The organism is Heyndrickxia sp. FW510-T9, from assembly GCF_058781025.1.
The window spans coordinates 41,800-58,842 of sequence record NZ_JBYSWK010000009.1; the positions used below are offsets into that span (position 1 = coordinate 41,800).

A 17,043-nucleotide genomic window follows, 5' to 3' on the forward strand; every position below is an offset into this window, starting at 1 on the left:
AAAATTAAATGGTGAAAGTTTATTTAAAATGGATATTATCCATATTGTTCCTCTAAAAATTTTCAGAAAGGCTGTATAAAAACAAGTTCTATCTAAAATTGAATGGAAATACATAATGGAAATATCCGTGTTGGAGGTATTTAAATGGTAACAGGTAAAGTTAAGTGGTTCAATGCAGAAAAAGGCTTTGGTTTCATTGAAGTCGAAGGACAGGACGATGTATTTGTTCATTTTTCTGCGATTCAAGGTGATGGCTTCAAAACACTTGAAGAAGGGCAAACAGTCACATTTGAGATTGAGCAAGGCGCCCGTGGACCGCAAGCGACAAATATTCAAAAGCAATAATGACACCCCCTCAAAAGACTCCATATTCGGAGTCTTTTTTGCTTTAAAGGAATAAGAAACGGAGTATGATCTCGTTTTTTTACACACTAAAAAGGAGCCCCCAGGAAAAGTTCTATCCTCAATTTAGTACAAACTGTCGTTTTAATGCCCTGTAAGTTTTTTTCAAAGGTGGCATAAATAACACAGTGAAATTTTTAAACTTCAACGTATGTCCTGTACATAATAACTTCTACCCACATACCCTATAGCAAATGATAAGTTTAATAAACTTTCATATTTATTTAATAATAAGGAGTTGATTTTTTTTGAATAGATACTCAGCATTAGATCTCCAAGAAGCAGTCCAAAAAGGGAAAGAATCAGGATTAAGCTTTTTTATGTATCAAGAACCAAGATCTCAAGGCTCCAGTAGTCGCAGTGCAAGAAGTCATTCGAGGAGTATGTCAAGACATAGCTCAAGTAGTAGCTCAAGAAGTAGATCAAGTAGCAGTTCAAGCAGTAGATCAAGTAGCAGTTCAAGTAGCAGTTCAAGCAGTAGTTCAAGCCGTAGCGCAAGTAGCCGTTCGCGCCGTCGTTCACAAAGACGTTCGAGACATCGTTCACGTCTATTGATCGTATTTAGATCATTGAGAAGTAAGTCTAGACGACGCTCAAGTCAAAGTTCAAGTCACCGTTCTAGGAGTCGTCATTCAAGACATCGTTCACGCCACCGTTCAAGCTCAAGCTCGCATCATCGTTCAAGTTCAAGTTCACACCGTCGTTCAAGCTCAAGTTCAAATCGTCGTTCAAGCTCAAGTTCAAGTCGACGTTCGAGCCGTCGTTCAAGACGCAGCCCTAGGCATACTTCAAGACGTACTACTAGAAGAACTTCAAGACGTAGTTCAGGTCCACGCACCTAATGTAATTAATTTATGCAAAACTCCATGATACTCAAGAGACTATGATTATAAAATTATATGCATCGTTATAAAATAGTGTGCTAACGTCCTAGTTTCTCGGTATAGGATAAAAAACCCGTCTTTAGCTTGACGGGTTTTTTGTCCATAATTTTTAATATCCTGTAACACAATTACTACACCGTTGAAATATAATTGTCATATTTGGATGGTATTATTTTCTTAAGATAAAAACAAAGGAGCAAAGAACTTGAAGAAATTTATACTTACTTTTAGTACGTTGCTTATCATAACGTTTGGAATATCAAGCGGTGCATTTGCTGCCTCCAATACATATACAGTTAAAAAAGGCGATAGTTTATATAAAATAAGCAAAAAATATAAGGTTTCCATTGCGCAATTAAAACAATGGAATCATCTTTCTTCTAACACAATAAATATTAATCAAAAATTAAACATATCAACACCCAAAAAAGCAAAATCTGTTGCCGGAAATAAAAAAACCTCTACAGTAAAAGAACTAACTGTAACTGCTACAGCTTACACGGTTAGCTGTAAAGGTTGCAAAGGACTTACCGCAACTGGAATCAATTTAAAGAAACATCCGGAATCAAAAGTCATATCCGTTGACCCAAAGGTTATCCCACTTGGAACAAAAGTTTATGTAGAAGGTTATGGATATGCTATTGCTGCTGATAAAGGAAGCTCTGTAAAAGGCAATAAAATTGACGTGTTTTATCCAACACTTAAACAATGTTATAAATGGGGAACTAAAAAAGTAAAAATAAGGATTATCAAATAAAACAAAGCGTCTCTTGACTGCTTTGTTTTTTCTTATATAATTCAATATTATTTCGCTTTAATTCTTTGATAAAATATCAATAACCTAAATTATTTTAAATTTCAAAAAAGAGGTGTTCTAATGGATAAAAGGAAGCTTATTATTACGCAAAATATTGACGAGCTGTATTTGGACAAAATCAAGAAGATTATCCCAGATTGGGACATTATTATCGGGAAGGATTCTTCTATTTGGTTAGACCATCTCCAAGATGCAGAGATTATTGCAGGCTGGAAAAAAGAAATCAATGAGTATTGTATTGACAAAGATTCCAGACTTCGTTGGTTGCAAAGCTGGAGCGCTGGCGTTAATAGCTTTCCTTTAAAAAGAATGGCTGCTAAACAAATGATTATCACTTCCGCTAGCGGGGTGCATGCTTACCCAATTTCAGAAACGATTTTTGCATTGATGCTTGGGTTAACTCGAAAAGTAAATACATATGTAAGGAATCAAGTGAAAAAAGTTTGGCATCATGCAAATATGAGTCTTGAAATGCATGAGAAAACAGTAGGAATTATCGGTGTCGGCGCCATTGGAAAAGAAACAGCAAAACTAGCGAAAGCATTTGGAATGAAGGTTATTGGCGTGCGTTTTTCTGGGAGACCAGAGGAATATGTTGATGAAATGTATAGCTCTTCCGGGTTGAATGATATACTTCCACAATGTGATTATGTTGTGGTGACATTGCCCTCCACAAAGGAAACATATCACATGTTTGGTGAAAAGCAATTCTCTTTGATGAAGCCTTCTTCCTTTTTTATCAATATTGGCCGCGGGGATACAGTGGTCGAGCAGGAGTTAGTAGATGCTTTAAGGGAGAAAAAAATTGCCGGTGCAGGATTAGATGTTTTTGATAAAGAACCGTTATCTACGAACAGCCTGCTTTGGGAGTTTGAAAATGTTATCATTACACCACATACCTCGGGATCGACCGAGAATTATGATAAAAGAGTAATAGAAAATATATTTCTTCCAAATTTAAAGAAATTTGTAGCCGAAGGTATGCCGACTATTAATGTTGTTGATTATGAGAAAGGTTATTAAAAGTTTTATCGAGATGTCATTTAGAGGACACCAGTTCCGCTAATTGTGACAAAATAAGGTAAATACTTATGTTCGTGGACAGAGGTTCCGTTATTTCTACTAAAAAACAATGATTTCCTTGTCTTTTTTCGTTAATAACGGATTCTCTGTCCTTTTAACTCTAAAATTATGGTCATTTTATAAAAATAATGGATTCTGTGTCCGCTTATGATTATATCCATATTATTTTTTGCGTTTTTTCTGGTCGGCCCCATTCCATTTATTAATCTAAATTTGCCAATTCATATATCGCCCTTGCATAAATGGCCGTTGCTTTTAACAAATCTTCTACTTCAATATATTCATCTTGTTGATGTGCTCTGTATTCTTTTCCCGGAAAGCATGCTCCAAACGCTACACCTTTTTCGATGAAGCGTGCATAAGTTGCGCCGCCTGTAGAAAGCAGGGTTGGTTCTGAATTCGTTTCCTCTTGATATACTTTTTGCAACGCTTGAATCATAGGATGCTCAGCATCAACAAAATGTGGGTGTGATTCTCTGTAATCATCCACTTTAAAACCTTTTTCTTCAACTACTTTAACGGTTTTTTCCTTCGTTTGCGCATAATCTAAGGCTACCGGGCAACGGAGATTCAGATAAATCGAGCCTTCCCCTTCTTCATCATATTGAATAATTCCAGGATTAACCGTAAGAGAACCTGTCACTTCATCTGAAAAATCAATGCCGAATTTCTCACCATAATAATCATTATGTATATTAGAAAGTAATGATAAGAATGTTTGTGCAGCGGATTGGAAATGGAAAGCATGTAAAAATTGAGCAAGAGCTGTGGCAGCGTTTCTACCTGCAAACGGCTCCATTGCATGTGCTGATATACCGTAAAGAATAAGCTGCACCGAATTTTCCTCAACTTGAACATTGTAATGATACAGATTATCTTTACAATATTCCTGAAACATTTGAATGACTTCGTGATTCTCACCATTTAAAACAGCAGTTGCCTGTTCAGGTACCATATTGACTCTACTACCCGCAGAAAACGAAATTAGATTTATTTTACCTTTACTATCATTTTCTGTTTTATTTAAAGCTAGCTTTATAGTCATTTGCCCTTTTTCAGCATTGATGATCGGAAAGTCAGAATCAGGTGCAAAGCCAATGGATGGCATTTTTTCAACCTTTTGATAATGTCGCATACAGCTCATACCGCTTTCTTCATCCGTGCCAACTATTAAACGCACATTACGTTTCATGGGAAGTCCAAGTTCTTTCACTATTTTCAATCCATATAATGCGGCAATAGTTGGTCCCTTATCATCTATTGAGCCACGCGCAAATATTTTTCCGTTACGAATGGTTGGCTCAAATGGTGGACTCGTCCAATCTCCCGTAGCAGGCACTACATCCACATGACATAAAACCCCTACATAATCGTCGGTTTCGAGATCCCCATGCTCCGCAAAACCAGCAAATCCCTCCAAATTTTTCGTTTTGAATCCAGCTTCTTCAGTTAAATGTAAAATATACTCCAATGCCTTTCCTACTTTTTCACCCATTGGATATTCTGGAGTTTTTGAATTTAAATCTTTTACACTCTCAATTTGTAACAATCCGAATAAATCGTGAATTAAGTTATCCTTGCGACTCTCTACCTCTTGAAACCAGTTCACCATTTCGTTTCACTCCTTGAATGATGTTCTTATAAAGGCTGTTTTCGTATTAAATGTTTCTTATCGTACTTTGTTTATATTCTCAACAAGGTTTAGTTTCGGGGCATCTTTACTTATAAGGTACTCCAAATCTAACACTGCAGGAAAAATCCCTTAAATTTTCGATTAAAAAACAACAATGTTTAAGAATAGAGCCTTTATAAGTGTCTGAATTTTATATATTCTTGATTATTTTATCATAGTCTATGGAATCGAGTTACTTTTTTAATACTGTTACTGAGATTTAATACTACATTGGATAGGAATTTTTTTTATGTTCAGAGGAAAGGCATTCAATCACTTTGTAGGAGAATATGTAAGTGATATAGGTCTGCTCTAATGGATATATTTATATAATCAGTTTTTTCATTCAACTAATCATGATTGTTTTAGGAGGGTTGGATTTGAACGAAATGTCAGGAGTGTTTGCAATTATCTTAGCAAGTGGACAGTCCACCAGAATGGGAGAACCAAAGCTTTTATTACCTTGGCGAGGGGCAACATTAATAGAACATATTCTAACAAAGGCGGCTTCATTTCCATTTGAAGGAGTTAAAGTCGTCATTCCTGAAGGCAGTGAGCCATTACAAAATATTATTTCTGCGTATCCTTTTGACCCAATCTACAATAGTTTCCCGCAGCTAGGAATCGGGCAAAGCTTATCATTGGCGGTCCGCTCTCTTCCTTCTCGTGCAAGAGCAGTCCTCATTTTACTTGGTGATCAACCAAGATTAAATACTGAAGATATACAGAAAATAAGTGAATTATTTCAGCAATTGAGTTTCTCTATCGATATTTGTAAAAAATGCATCATCCAAATGAAATATCGCGACGGTTTTGTTGGTCATCCAGTTCTTTTTACCTCACATTTTTTTAGTGAATTAAAGGCTATTACTGGTGATATAGGTGGGAAAGGCATCATTCAAAAAAATCGAGATTTTCTATATTACTGTAATAGTGAAAATGTATATCCTAAAGACATCGATACACCGGATGATTATAAACAACTAATAGATGGTGATGTTGTTTAATTGTATCTGTTTAGCCCCCGCTGGCAGTCCAAGATTTTTCCTTTTAGTTATAAGTACTAATTTGCTTTTTGCAAAAAATAATTATGTTAGAAGTCCAAACCATAGTCGCGAACCATACATAATGTATTAAGGAATAAGCCGTGGGGGTGATATTGTGGATGGTGCAGGTTACGGTGCAGGTTTTGCACTAATCGTCGTATTATTTATCCTTCTGATTATCGTAGGAGCAGCTTACGTTTATTAATCAGTAAGTAAACCTTTTTGAAAGGAGAATCTTTATGTTTGGTCCTGGGGGTTACGGATACGGTGGCTACGGTGGATATGGTGGCTGCGGCGGATATGGATATGGAGGATACGGTTTTGGCAGCGGCTTTGCGCTACTCGTCGTATTGTTTATCCTTCTAATTATTATTGGTGCTGTTTGCTGGAATTAACAATATCCCACTATTAAGCTAATCAGATCCATTTAACAAAGACATGAGAGGCAAACTAATGATTTATTAGTTTGCCTCTTTGTGTTACATTTTATTTTTTTCTAGAATTCTAGTAATCGAAAATTGTCAAAACCATAGAACCATTGTCGAAAGGGTTCCATTTTTCACTATAATCTATCATAATATTTCATACGACCTATTACTTTTGCACTATCACTATCTTTGTTCCTTCCTTAAATAGAAAATGGAAGTAGCAATATTCAAGATATCAAGGTGACATTTTAGTCGGATAAATACCCTTCTAATCGGTGCGATAATTTCTAAATAGTAGGAGTTGGTACAATGAAAAACTACTTCACCCTGCTAGATTTAATGGTTCAAATTGATCTATTACGAAAGCAAATGGTGGCAAGTGGTGAGGAAAATGGACTTAAGAGCCCTGAAACCCTTCTCCATAGTCAAGAATTAGACAAGCTTATTTACACTTATCAAAAAACTTTGGTGAATCGGTTTCGAGAGCCTTTTTAAGACTAATGAAGGAAATTAGAAGAATAATCCCCAAAAATGATGTAGAAAGAAATTACCTAGTATGGTAATTTAGTATTTATATTACTTCGTTTTTACATGGGAGTTTTTATGATTTTTTTTAAAACCTTACTTACATTCGCATATCAACAAGCATTATCGTGTATTTTTCCACTTATCATTTTTATTACACTAGCCATTTCAAAGGTAATCCCTATTGCGTTTCTCCATCGTTATGATTTCATATTATTGATTTGTATTTTAACGCAAATTCTTTTACTTGTTACAAAAATTGAAACGATAGACGAACTAAAGGTCATTTGCGTTTTTCATATTATAGGGCTGCTTCTTGAGCTTTTTAAAGTACATACAGGTTCATGGGCATATCCTGAAAAAGCGTGGACGAAAATTTTTGATGTTCCTCTTTATAGTGGTTTCATGTACGCGAGTGTGGCAAGTTATATGTGCCAAGCATGGCGCAGACTCGACTTACAGTTATATCATTGGCCATCCTTTTCACTAGTGTCTATTCTAGGGTTATCCATTTATGTAAACTTTTTTACCGATCATTACATCATGGATTTCCGTTGGATATTGATGGGTTTGATTGTCCTGATATTTTTTAAATCTTTTGTTACCTTTACATTAATGAATAAGGCGTTTAAAATGCCCCTCGTTCTTTCCTTTATTTTGATTGGCTTTTTCATCTGGATTGCGGAAAACATCACTACTTTTTACGGTGCGTGGCAATATCCAAATCAGCGAGATGGTTGGCACTTTGTTGACATTGGAAAGATCAGTTCGTGGCTCCTGCTTGTGATTGTCAGTTTTATCGCAGTTGCACAACTGAAGCATGTGAAGGCTCAATTGAACAAATGAATCTAAAAGACCAAATCGTTGTGATTTGGTCTTTTAATAAATATATTAAATTGCTCCCGCTTCCCTATCATCTTTTTGGTATCCTTTTGACTGAATAGCATTTTCGCTCATCATATGCCGTACAATTCTTTTCGTCGCCTTCCCATCAATATGGTCAAAAAAGCGGTTTCGAAAGGCTGTAACCTTTTTTAAATCAAATTCCCCTTCTATAATCCAACTGTTAAGTTGCTCTGTATTAGTAAAGAATGGCCCCGGTATTATATCTAAATAATCATAATAAAAATCCCGTTCACTAATATATTGCTCCAAATCATCTGCAAAGAAGGCAATTGGACGGCTAAGCAAACTGTAATCAAAAAAGACCGTTGAATAATCGGTGATAAGGATATCGGAAAGTGACAGTAATTCTTGGATGGTAAAAGTGTCCCTAATATGATAGGCAAAGTCCTGTTCGGATTCCTCAATTGTAACCCCATTCTGCATATATGGATGAAGGTGGATGAGTAAGACATAATTGGGCTCCAACATTTTCTTCATCATCTGAATATTGAGCGGAGAGTTAAATGCCTCTTGGTAGTGACTTTTCCCACGATACGTAGGCGCATATAAAAGAAGCTTTTTTCCAATCAATTCAGGAAAAACTTGATAAAACTGCTTCTTTAGTTGTTCCCTTTTTTCAACAGAGAAAAAGTAATCTGTTCTAGGCACCCCCAGTGGATAGATTTGTCTAGCTGACATCCCAAAGGCTTCACTATAATAAGGCACTACCTCAGAAGAGCTAACATACACCCTTTCATAATTCGAATGAATTTTTACATGCTTTAAGTATTTTTCACTTGGACCAAAAGGCATTCCAATCGTACTCAGGCCGAACTTTTTTAGAGCACCAGAACCATGCCAAAGCTGAATCACTTCCGTACCTTTTCTTGGCTTAATCACGTACACAGGAAAATAATAATCATCAATAATAATAAACCGAGAGGTCGCCAACTCATAAATGGCCTTTGTTAAATGAAAAAAATAATCCAATTTGCCTCTTAATGAACTATGAAATTTTTTGAATACAAAGTGATAGTGATAATCAGGATACTGTTTTTGTAATTCCTCCCATACAAAATATAAATTATCCTTAAGCTGATCTGATCGATAGGATGCAAACGAAATTTTCCGCGAATTCACCCTAAAAAATAGACAAAGAATAAAGTAAACACATTTCATCGTATATTTTACGAAAATAGTAGGCAATAATCTTAAAGATGACATATGGGACCAGCCTTTCTAGAGATTAGAAGTTAGAGGTTAGATATTTATTTAGATGAAATCGACTAAGTTAGCCGTTTCTATAGACCTCGATTACTAAAATAGCAATATATTTATTCTAGAACGCCGTTTTCGTATTAATTGTGCTTTTCGTAATTTGTTTATAATCCTAAGCTAGCTTGTCATCGGGGCATCTTTTCTTATAAAGTTTATTCATTTTTAACTCAAATAAGGTTGTAACCAAGTGTTTTTGTATAAAAAGCAACAAAGGTTAAGTAAAGAGCCTTTCTAGAAAGAAGTATCTGCGCCGGTGACATGAGTATTTTGTTTACTTACTCTCAAAATATGGTTGTTAATATAATTCACTTGCTTTTCCAATACCTTTTCTTGATTATCCTTTGAATAAAAAATATTCAAAACCCGTTCTCTTTCATCCCGATATTTATTAGGGTTTTCCATCATGTCCTGCAATGACTGAAGGAGCTCATGAAACTCAATTGGTTTCGGTCCTGGAGTTACATCGAAATAGTCAAAATACATCTCATTAGATTTTTGCAAATACATTTCTAAGTCATAGCAATAAAAGACAACTGGTCTGTCTAGTAATAAATAGTCTGTATAACAGCTAGAATAGTCTGTTAATAAGAGATCCGTATATTTTAGTAAGAACTGAGGATCATACGGTTTGTTGCTGACATCGATAATATGCTTATACTTTTTTGAAATACTTCCACTACTGTACATATGTCTCTTGACGAGAAAGATATACCCCATCTTTTCACAAAATTCATCTAGCTTTTCGAAATCAAAAACAAGATTAATAGGGGTATCCAGTTTCCCAAAGTTTCGATGGGTAGGCATATACAGTATTACTTTATTTTTTTTAATAAAATCAGGAATTTGATTGTCCTCTTCTGACATTTGAAAAAAAATATCATTCCTAACCTGCCCTAGCTCGATGACATTCTTCTTTTCCACTAAAAACGTTTCAGGATAATAGGATGTAACGCTTGGGCTTGTCGATACGACATAGTTCACTTTTCCAGAATTGGTTTTTAATACGAATTTCCCAAAGAAACGTCTTATAAAATTGCTGTTATAAAGAATTTTATAAGAAAAGGTTTTGCTATGTGCGCCCCATACTTTCTTTAGTCCAACACCATGCCATGTAAGATAAGAGGTGGCACCGCCTAAAAGGACTTTATAAAAGTCATCATTAATGGAATGGGAATGAATCACCAGTTTTGCTCTTAGCTGATAATAGGTTCCTTTTAACGTATTATGCTTATAAGCTGTATACCCTTTAGCTGTAAGATTATTTACTACCTCTTGGCTTTTTGATATCCAGATACATTGATAATCGGGATTTTTCGTCATTTCTTGAAAAAGATATTTTGGGTTCCCTCGATACCCCATTCCATTTTCCGCACCAAAAACAATGATTTTCCATGATCTTGGAAATAACTTGGATGCGTAATAAATCATGACAACGACAGTCCGTTTTAATAGCAACTTAAACTTGCTATAGTTTTTATTAATAGAGAAAAATATCAAAACTAGTAATATGATTTGAATGATGTTCAAAAATTGTTGATTAAAATGCATTGTAACCGCCTCTTTAAGATGATGATTAGATGGTATGTTCCGAAAGTTCCTGTTTGTCAGGGATGATTTCGCTCATTGGTTTCGTAACTTGTTTGCGAACAACAATATTTTGCCCATCTAAACAAATTCCGTTCTCTGAAAGTAAATGATCGACTACTTCCCCTACATGCTCCGGCTGCATAATAGTACTTTGATCCTCATCAGGTGCCAATACTCTTCTAAGCTCGGTTGCACATCTTCCAGGTGAAATACAATATACTAATATCCCATACTCTGATAATTCTTCGGATAAGGTTTGTGACATACTAATAATTGCTGCTTTTGAGGATGCATAAGCAAGCCAACCAGGTCGGGCTGAACTCCCTGCTGTAGAAGCAACGTTTAGGATTTTCCCACCTGTTCTTTTCATAAACTTTACTACTTCTTTTGTTATATAAAAGATAGAATGTACGTTAACCTTATAAGTAGTTTCCCAGTTTTCAATAGATGTTTCCAGTAGTGATTTAGGCTCAGCGTATCCGGCAACATTTAACAAATAGTCAATGGTGCCAAATCTTCTTCCAACGGATGAAATCACTTTTTCTACTTCTTGAAAATTTGTTAAGTCCATTGCATAGCATTCTATGTTCTTTTCTTTGTTCATTTTCCTAGCTGTTTCTTCTAGTCCATCCTTTGTCCTTGAAAAGAGAATAATGTTTGTAATATCTGTTCTTTGGCTAAGTATTATTGCTATAGCTCTTCCAATTCCACGGCTAGCACCAGTAATGACACATGTTTTCGTCATTTTATTAGCCCTCCATTAAAATATATTCTCTATAAATAATTTCAGCAATTTTCCGATCGATTGGTTTTGTAATTTTAATATTATAATCACTTCCATTAAGGACTTTGATGTTTGCGTGGAAATAATGGAAGAACAGACTGGCATCCTCCGTAAAGCTCGCTCCTTCTTCTTTTGCACACTCATGTGCATACAGTAATTTAGACTTATTAAATTTTTGTGGTAGTTGGACATTGATGAGTTTTTCTCTCTGTAAATTGTTTTCGATATACTCTTTACCCTCTAACACAGTAAATGGAATGTCCTGCCCATAGATGGCATTTTCGGCATCAGAATACATTAATTTCCTGAATTCCTCTACGGTAACAAATGGTCGCACAGCCTCGTGAATAATAACGTTTTCAGATTTTGTCTGGAGAAGACCTTTATAAACTGATTCCTGTCTCGTTTCCCCACCTTCTATACAATAAATAGGTGTTGAAAAGCCGTAATGAAAAATAATCTCTTCTGTTTTCTCGATAAATTCCTTCGGAGATGGGATAATAATTTCTTTTATCTCCTCGATTACATCAATTTTTTCTAAGGCATGGACTAGGATAGGCTTTCCGCCGATTAATAGAAACTGCTTTGGTATATCGAGCTGCATCCTTTTTCCAACGCCGCCTGACAAAAGTATAAAACTATGCTCTTTCAAGAATTTCACCTCATCTTCAGTAAATTCCTAATATGGCGTAAATTCAAATAACTTATGAAAAATATTATACTACCAAAGTGAATGTTTGGTAAATAAAATCATTAAAATGTTTTTGCTCTTTTCTCATTATTTATATAAAAATCATTATGTTATAATATTTTAATAAGTGGATTTTTTACCCGATAGGAGTGTATATGAATGAGTAGTCAAAATAAGTTTACCGGCTTTGTTGGTACCTATACGAAGGGTGAAAGTAAGGGGATCTATTCTTTCAGCTTGGATATCGAAAGTAAAAAAATCAGTGATGTGAAACTTGCTGCAGAGCTTGATAATCCTACATATCTGACGGTTAGTAAAGATAATCAGTATCTTTATTCTGTTGTGAAAGCTGGCGAGGATGGTGGTGTCGCTGCTTATACCATTCTTGATGAATTAGGGACAATTGAACGGAAAAATAATGAATTGCTTTCAGGATCCTCTCCATGCCATGTTAGTGTGGACTGTCAGAACCATTTTGTTGTATCGGCGAACTATCATAAAGGAACTGTAGAAGCATATCAAATAAATAAAGAAGGTAGTATTAAGCCAGCTTTTTCTGTAATTGAACATCAAGGTTTCGGTCCTAATCAAGCGAGACAAGAAAAAGCCCATACACATTATGCAGGTTTTACACCTGATGAAAAATACGTGGTAGTGGTTGATTTAGGAATAGATAAACTGATTACATACAAATTGAGTGAAGAATCGCTAACAGAAGTTAGCAGCTTATCTGTTAAGCCTGGCAGCGGTCCGAGACATCTGGAATTTCATCCAAATGGTACTTTCGCTTATTTGATGACTGAATTAAGTTCAGAGGTTATTGCACTTAAGTACAATGTAGAGGATGGAAGTTTTAAAGAGCTACAATCTATTTCTGCTATTCCTGAAGATTTTACTGAAAATAGTCAAGGAAGCGCCATACATGTTTCTTCAGATGGACGATTTGTCTACGCCGCTAATCGTGGGCATGACTCGATAGCGATTTTTAGTGTGAATCAAGAGTCTGGTGAGCTCTCATTTGTCGAACATACGTCAACGGAAGGCTCTTGGCCACGAGATTTTATGCTGGATCCATCTGAGAAGTTTTTAGTTGCTTCTAATCAAGAATCAGGCAATCTTGTTCTCTTTTTGCGTGATGCAGAAACTGGGAAATTAACATTGCTGCAGTCGGATGTGTCTGTTCCTTATCCGGTTTGTGTGAAGTTTTTACATTATTAAATATAAAAGCGAAGGCGCAGCAGACCTGGCGTATGGGTTTCGTAGTCTTCGACTTAGATAAAGGAATACAGCGAGGGGACGAGTCGATGTTGACTTATCGTAGAAACCCGCTATCCTATATGCGCTGAAGCTAGACAATAACCAAAAAAGGCAGCCACTTTGAAATGGCTGCCTTTAATTTATACACTTTTTACCGATATCCCGCTAATTTCATCCTTAGTTTAGTTGAAATTAGTAGTGATCCCCTTGAAACTTTGATTTAATTCCACTTTTAAACTTGAGGATATCCCGCCGATCTGGGAGTAATTCCAACTATCTTGGGGATAATCCTGCCGATCTGGGGAGTAATTCTACTTATCTTGGGGATAATCCTGCCGATCTGGGGAGTAATTCCACTGATCTTGGGGATATTCCCGCCGATCTGGGGAGTAATTCCGCCGATCTGGGAGTAATTCCGCCGATCTTGGGGATAGTCCCGCAGATCCGGGGAGTAATCCCGCCAATCTTGGGGATATTCCCGCCGAACTTACCCGTAATTCCGCCAATTCCAGTAATATTCCCGTCAAATCAATAAATAGGCTGGATTTCCTTCCCAACATCCTTAATCCACTCATATTGTCTTAGTCGAACCTCGAATAATGTTATTGGATCTTTGTATTTTTCAGGATTCGCTCTTAAAGTTTGTAAAGTGTCTTTTTTAGTTTGTATCTTTTCATTCGTTTCCTCTATTAATTGCTCCATGCTTACTAGCGGGTAATGGAAGAACATAGAAATATCCCGATCTAGTCCTTTTTCAAACAAATCAAATTGTTGCAAGAATTTATTTGCAATAATGACTGCAACTTCATAATAGTTTTCATTTTCCACTAGGTTTTTGTACTTGTTATAAAGCATAGATTTGTTTTGTGATATTCCACCAAACAGTTTTCCAGCTCCCTTTAATAATAGCTGAGTCGGAGTATGTCGTGATAAAATATTTACCTTTTCGATTCTAACCGCATTTGTCATTCTGTCGGCATCGCGACTCCAATCGTCAATGATCCGAAAATCAAATTCCAATTTCAGGCGCTCTTCTTCATATAAGTGATTTAAGGTTTCACACATTTCATCTAAATACTCTTTACATTGACTGAATTCCCCGTTTGAACTCGCAATCCATTTTTTCAAAAGGCCGTAGTATTTAGGGAGAATATCGTTTTGAAGATAGTCTCGTACTCTATTATTCATTTCATCGTTTAGTTCACTATGAAGCTTACGGAAATCACTGTCCTCTTTAATAAAATCAGTGCATCCTTTCAAGATTGATGGAATGGCGTTAATTAATTCATTTCTTATTTCTTCTTCCATTATTTGATACTCTGTTTGGATATGTCGAACCTTCTCACTTTCCAGATCTTGAAGCTGATGGAGGACGCCGTTAAGTCTGCCAACAATATCCTCATTCCAATTAATTGACTCAACGATATCATTTTCCATTTTCACTCGACTTTCCAACAGTTCTGTTATCAATTGGCGAATCAAATATAATAGTTTTTCTGTACGTCCTTGCTTAAGGATTTCTTTATCATTAGTTGCATTGAAAAATTCCGCTAATTGATTTAACTGATCCCCATTTTCATATACAGAGGAATATGGGAATACTTTCGCACTTGGGAAGTACTCAGATAAACGTGACTCGGTTTCTTCGATTATTGTTAAAGCTTCCTGCTCACTATAAATCGTATCAATTTTATTTAACACAAAATAAATAGGGAGACTTGGGGCAAACCGTTGTATTTGTAATAAGATATCACATTCTTTATCTGTAAAAGGTACGTTCGCATTCAACACGAAAACAAGACTATCTGCTAGCTGCAAATAATGGAAAAAGTCATTTCTACTCTTTGCATTTCCTTGGAAGCTAGGCGAGTCGATAAGGGCTAAGCCATTTTTATTTAAGAAGTCACTTGGTAATCCGAAATCGATAACCTTTGTTTGAAGTTGGGATGCAGTAATCGTATAGAAATCAGAAAGATCTGCGACTTCTCTTATCTTAGAATTAGTAATCTCATGGATGTCTACCACTTCGGTATCCTTAAACACAACAATAGATGATGTAGAGGCTTTTAGTACATTCTCTCCAAGAATAGAATTAATGAAAGATGATTTTCCATTACCTGTTGGTCCTGCTACCATCAGATTGTAAAGATCGTTATCCATCAATAGTTGAACCATCCATTTCAATCTTTTTCCTACCCCAAGCTTATGTTCACTCGCCCACCTAGAAATAACTTCATAAAGATTTAAACAATGCGATAAAACATCATCAAGTTTGTCTGTGTGGCAAATACTGTATTCCGCATCATTAACCACACTTAAATCCAAACTGGAAGGAAACATTTCATTCCATGCTAATATTGCAGATGCAGCAAAAATGCGATCAGAAACACCCGCTACTTTTATCCAATTCGTTAATAGTGCAGGAAGGATAGTTGCTATATCCTTTACATAATAGTGACTTTCAAGCAAATCAAAATATGCTTCCTTATATAGAGAAGAGATACGATCATTTTCTTTGATTTCCATTTCTGACACAGCATTATTAATTACCTCTAACCACTCTAAATAGCAAGCTTCGTATCGATAATTTTGCCAAAGGGATGCGAGTGTTTGTTCAAAGCATTTTTGATCGACTTGGTAAAGAGACATAATGAAATCCTTGAAATACTCTGGCTTATAGGATTTCGTCCAACCCTTTTCTACATAATCTTTAACAGACTGGAACCATTGTAAGATATTTGTTCGAATGGCTTCGTTAACAGCAAGATCAACGGCGTCCTGAATCATTTCTTGCTCTTCATAAAAAGTTCGGGCTAATTCTGTAACGTTTGGATAATCAGGATTTAACGAAACAACTTCTTTCAATACTTTGTCGGCTAAATCTATCTTCCCTTGATTTATATACAATGAAAAAAGCTGCAAAGATACTTCCGCGTGCAATGTAGGTGATTCTGTTTGAATAGAATTATACATTTCCTCCGCATCAGTTACTAATCCCAGCTCCAAATAGGCATCAGCTATATTTTTTCTAGCCCACGGCTGCAGTTCATCATGAATGTTTTCCCATTTAAAAATAGCTGCTTCGAAATCTTTATAATGAAAATACACTTCACCCTGAGCAAAGCGAATATACGATAAGTCTGGAATCTCATTTTGCTGCTCTAATAAAGATGCATCTCCAAGAACTTGAATAGGATGTTTTTCTTCCTGCTCATTCATATAGGTTACTTTATAATACGTCTTTTGAATTAATTGCTCCTCTAATGTCATTTTGGTACCCCCGATGAAATATTATTTAAGTCTTAAATGCATAAGAGTATTTATATAGACTTCTCCATTTCTATCTTATTATTGTAGCAAAGTCCTTTATGCCCTAAATTTCATTTTTCTTTCATTTGTGATACAGAAATGTTAGAAGTGTGTCTTCTTTTTAACAAAAGTGTTCCATGTTGAATTGTTTGAAACTTTCATTCCTAAAAAACGTAAACAATACCATAAAGTGAGGTGTTGACTTTGTTTATAGGAGACGTTCTTTTCCCTGCATTCGTTTTTTTACTTATCTTTTTATTTCTTATTTCCATTGCGTTTTTCATTATGAGACTTTTGAAAAATCATGATAGGAAAATGGAACAGCTGCGGAGAATCGAGGAGAAGCTTGATAAAATTTTGGCAATTCAGGAGAAGTAAAAAGGGATATGCCCATA

General features: G+C 35.7%; 16 protein-coding genes and 2 pseudogenes. 12 read left to right on the top strand and 6 right to left on the bottom strand.

Features of this window, described 5'->3' with window-relative positions; translation table 11 throughout:
• The first annotated feature begins 144 nt into the window (after nucleotides 1-144).
• The 5 genes and pseudogenes from AC3WJF_RS06860 (at nucleotide 145) to AC3WJF_RS06880 (ending at nucleotide 3,126) form a co-directional block, all read left to right on the top strand.
• Nucleotides 145-345, top strand: a complete 201-nt coding sequence (locus tag AC3WJF_RS06860; protein ID WP_492450611.1) for a cold-shock protein — start codon at nucleotides 145-147, stop codon at nucleotides 343-345.
• A gap of 305 nt (nucleotides 346-650) precedes the next feature.
• Nucleotides 651-725 (top strand): annotated as a pseudogene (locus tag AC3WJF_RS06865) (hypothetical protein); the annotation flags it as partial.
• 37 nt (nucleotides 726-762) lie between these two features.
• A complete protein-coding gene (locus AC3WJF_RS06870) occupies nucleotides 763-957 on the top strand; it encodes a hypothetical protein (protein WP_492450733.1) in 195 nt (64 codons plus the stop codon).
• A 534-nt stretch (nucleotides 958-1,491) separates the two neighbouring features.
• A complete protein-coding gene (locus AC3WJF_RS06875) occupies nucleotides 1,492-2,043 on the top strand; it encodes a 3D domain-containing protein (protein ID WP_492450613.1) in 552 nt (183 codons plus the stop codon).
• 120 nt (nucleotides 2,044-2,163) lie between these two features.
• Entirely contained in the window at nucleotides 2,164-3,126 is a 963-nt protein-coding gene (locus AC3WJF_RS06880; protein ID WP_492450615.1) for a D-2-hydroxyacid dehydrogenase, read from the top strand.
• 262 nt (nucleotides 3,127-3,388) lie between these two features.
• Here AC3WJF_RS06880 and pepV read toward each other — a convergent pair whose 3' ends face one another.
• Nucleotides 3,389-4,798 (bottom strand): dipeptidase PepV, encoded by a 1,410-nt coding sequence (gene pepV, locus AC3WJF_RS06885; RefSeq protein WP_492450617.1) that lies wholly within the window; start codon nucleotides 4,796-4,798, stop codon nucleotides 3,389-3,391.
• A 449-nt stretch (nucleotides 4,799-5,247) separates the two neighbouring features.
• Here pepV and AC3WJF_RS06890 point away from each other — a divergent pair, with 449 nt between their 5' ends.
• The 5 genes and pseudogenes from AC3WJF_RS06890 to AC3WJF_RS06910 all read left to right on the top strand — a co-directional run bounded on the left by AC3WJF_RS06890 (nucleotide 5,248) and on the right by AC3WJF_RS06910 (nucleotide 7,703).
• Nucleotides 5,248-5,865 (top strand): nucleotidyltransferase family protein, encoded by a 618-nt coding sequence (locus tag AC3WJF_RS06890; protein ID WP_492450729.1) that lies wholly within the window; start codon nucleotides 5,248-5,250, stop codon nucleotides 5,863-5,865.
• Nucleotides 5,866-6,019: 154 nt separating this feature from the next.
• Nucleotides 6,020-6,109 carry a YjcZ family sporulation protein gene (locus AC3WJF_RS06895; RefSeq protein WP_083489537.1) on the top strand — a complete coding sequence of 30 codons (90 nt, stop codon included), beginning with the start codon at nucleotides 6,020-6,022 and terminating at the stop codon, nucleotides 6,107-6,109.
• Nucleotides 6,110-6,215: 106 nt separating this feature from the next.
• A pseudogene (locus tag AC3WJF_RS06900) lies at nucleotides 6,216-6,299 on the top strand (YjcZ family sporulation protein); the annotation flags it as partial.
• A gap of 342 nt (nucleotides 6,300-6,641) precedes the next feature.
• Nucleotides 6,642-6,827 (top strand): aspartyl-phosphate phosphatase Spo0E family protein, encoded by a 186-nt coding sequence (locus tag AC3WJF_RS06905; protein ID WP_492450619.1) that lies wholly within the window; start codon nucleotides 6,642-6,644, stop codon nucleotides 6,825-6,827.
• 108 nt (nucleotides 6,828-6,935) lie between these two features.
• Nucleotides 6,936-7,703, top strand: coding sequence for a DUF817 domain-containing protein (locus AC3WJF_RS06910; RefSeq protein ID WP_492450621.1), 768 nt, complete (start codon nucleotides 6,936-6,938; stop codon nucleotides 7,701-7,703).
• Between the two features lie 45 nt (nucleotides 7,704-7,748).
• Here the strand turns inward: AC3WJF_RS06910 and AC3WJF_RS06915 are convergent, their stop codons facing one another.
• The 4 genes from AC3WJF_RS06915 to AC3WJF_RS06930 form a co-directional block, all read right to left on the bottom strand.
• Nucleotides 7,749-8,966, bottom strand: coding sequence for a CDP-glycerol glycerophosphotransferase family protein (locus AC3WJF_RS06915; protein ID WP_492450623.1), 1,218 nt, complete (start codon nucleotides 8,964-8,966; stop codon nucleotides 7,749-7,751).
• 285 nt (nucleotides 8,967-9,251) lie between these two features.
• A complete protein-coding gene (locus tag AC3WJF_RS06920) occupies nucleotides 9,252-10,568 on the bottom strand; it encodes a CDP-glycerol glycerophosphotransferase family protein (protein WP_492450625.1) in 1,317 nt (438 codons plus the stop codon).
• A 25-nt stretch (nucleotides 10,569-10,593) separates the two neighbouring features.
• Entirely contained in the window at nucleotides 10,594-11,352 is a 759-nt protein-coding gene (locus tag AC3WJF_RS06925; protein WP_492450627.1) for an SDR family NAD(P)-dependent oxidoreductase, read from the bottom strand.
• A 4-nt stretch (nucleotides 11,353-11,356) separates the two neighbouring features.
• Nucleotides 11,357-12,043 carry an IspD/TarI family cytidylyltransferase gene (locus tag AC3WJF_RS06930; protein ID WP_492450628.1) on the bottom strand — a complete coding sequence of 229 codons (687 nt, stop codon included), beginning with the start codon at nucleotides 12,041-12,043 and terminating at the stop codon, nucleotides 11,357-11,359.
• A 198-nt stretch (nucleotides 12,044-12,241) separates the two neighbouring features.
• On the opposite strand from AC3WJF_RS06930, the gene AC3WJF_RS06935 reads away from it, so the two are divergent.
• Complete coding sequence (locus tag AC3WJF_RS06935; RefSeq protein WP_492450630.1) at nucleotides 12,242-13,300, top strand: lactonase family protein; 1,059 nt, start codon at nucleotides 12,242-12,244, stop codon at nucleotides 13,298-13,300.
• Between the two features lie 567 nt (nucleotides 13,301-13,867).
• Here the strand turns inward: AC3WJF_RS06935 and AC3WJF_RS06940 are convergent.
• On the bottom strand, nucleotides 13,868-16,609 hold the full coding sequence (locus AC3WJF_RS06940; RefSeq protein ID WP_492450632.1) for a dynamin family protein: 2,742 nt from the start codon (nucleotides 16,607-16,609) through the stop codon (nucleotides 13,868-13,870).
• 234 nt (nucleotides 16,610-16,843) lie between these two features.
• Here AC3WJF_RS06940 and AC3WJF_RS06945 point away from each other — a divergent pair, with 234 nt between their 5' ends.
• Nucleotides 16,844-17,026: a DUF4083 family protein gene (locus AC3WJF_RS06945; RefSeq protein WP_492450634.1), complete on the top strand. Its 183-nt coding sequence runs from the start codon at nucleotides 16,844-16,846 to the stop codon at nucleotides 17,024-17,026.
• Nucleotides 17,027-17,043: the final 17 nt, after the last annotated feature.

Excerpts from the sequence above, each read along its gene's own strand:
- AC3WJF_RS06860 (WP_492450611.1), top strand. The coding sequence starts at position 145 with ATGGTAACAGGTAAAGTTAAGTGGTTCAATGCAGAAAAAGGCTTTGGT.
- AC3WJF_RS06880 (WP_492450615.1), top strand. The coding sequence starts at position 2,164 with ATGGATAAAAGGAAGCTTATTATTACGCAAAATATTGACGAGCTGTAT.
- pepV (WP_492450617.1), bottom strand. The coding sequence starts at position 4,798 with ATGGTGAACTGGTTTCAAGAGGTAGAGAGTCGCAAGGATAACTTAATT.
- AC3WJF_RS06890 (WP_492450729.1), top strand. The coding sequence starts at position 5,248 with ATGTCAGGAGTGTTTGCAATTATCTTAGCAAGTGGACAGTCCACCAGA.
- AC3WJF_RS06905 (WP_492450619.1), top strand. The coding sequence starts at position 6,642 with ATGAAAAACTACTTCACCCTGCTAGATTTAATGGTTCAAATTGATCTA.
- AC3WJF_RS06910 (WP_492450621.1), top strand. The coding sequence starts at position 6,936 with ATGATTTTTTTTAAAACCTTACTTACATTCGCATATCAACAAGCATTA.
- AC3WJF_RS06915 (WP_492450623.1), bottom strand. The coding sequence starts at position 8,966 with ATGTCATCTTTAAGATTATTGCCTACTATTTTCGTAAAATATACGATG.
- AC3WJF_RS06920 (WP_492450625.1), bottom strand. The coding sequence starts at position 10,568 with ATGCATTTTAATCAACAATTTTTGAACATCATTCAAATCATATTACTA.
- AC3WJF_RS06925 (WP_492450627.1), bottom strand. The coding sequence starts at position 11,352 with ATGACGAAAACATGTGTCATTACTGGTGCTAGCCGTGGAATTGGAAGA.
- AC3WJF_RS06935 (WP_492450630.1), top strand. The coding sequence starts at position 12,242 with ATGAGTAGTCAAAATAAGTTTACCGGCTTTGTTGGTACCTATACGAAG.
- AC3WJF_RS06940 (WP_492450632.1), bottom strand. The coding sequence starts at position 16,609 with ATGACATTAGAGGAGCAATTAATTCAAAAGACGTATTATAAAGTAACC.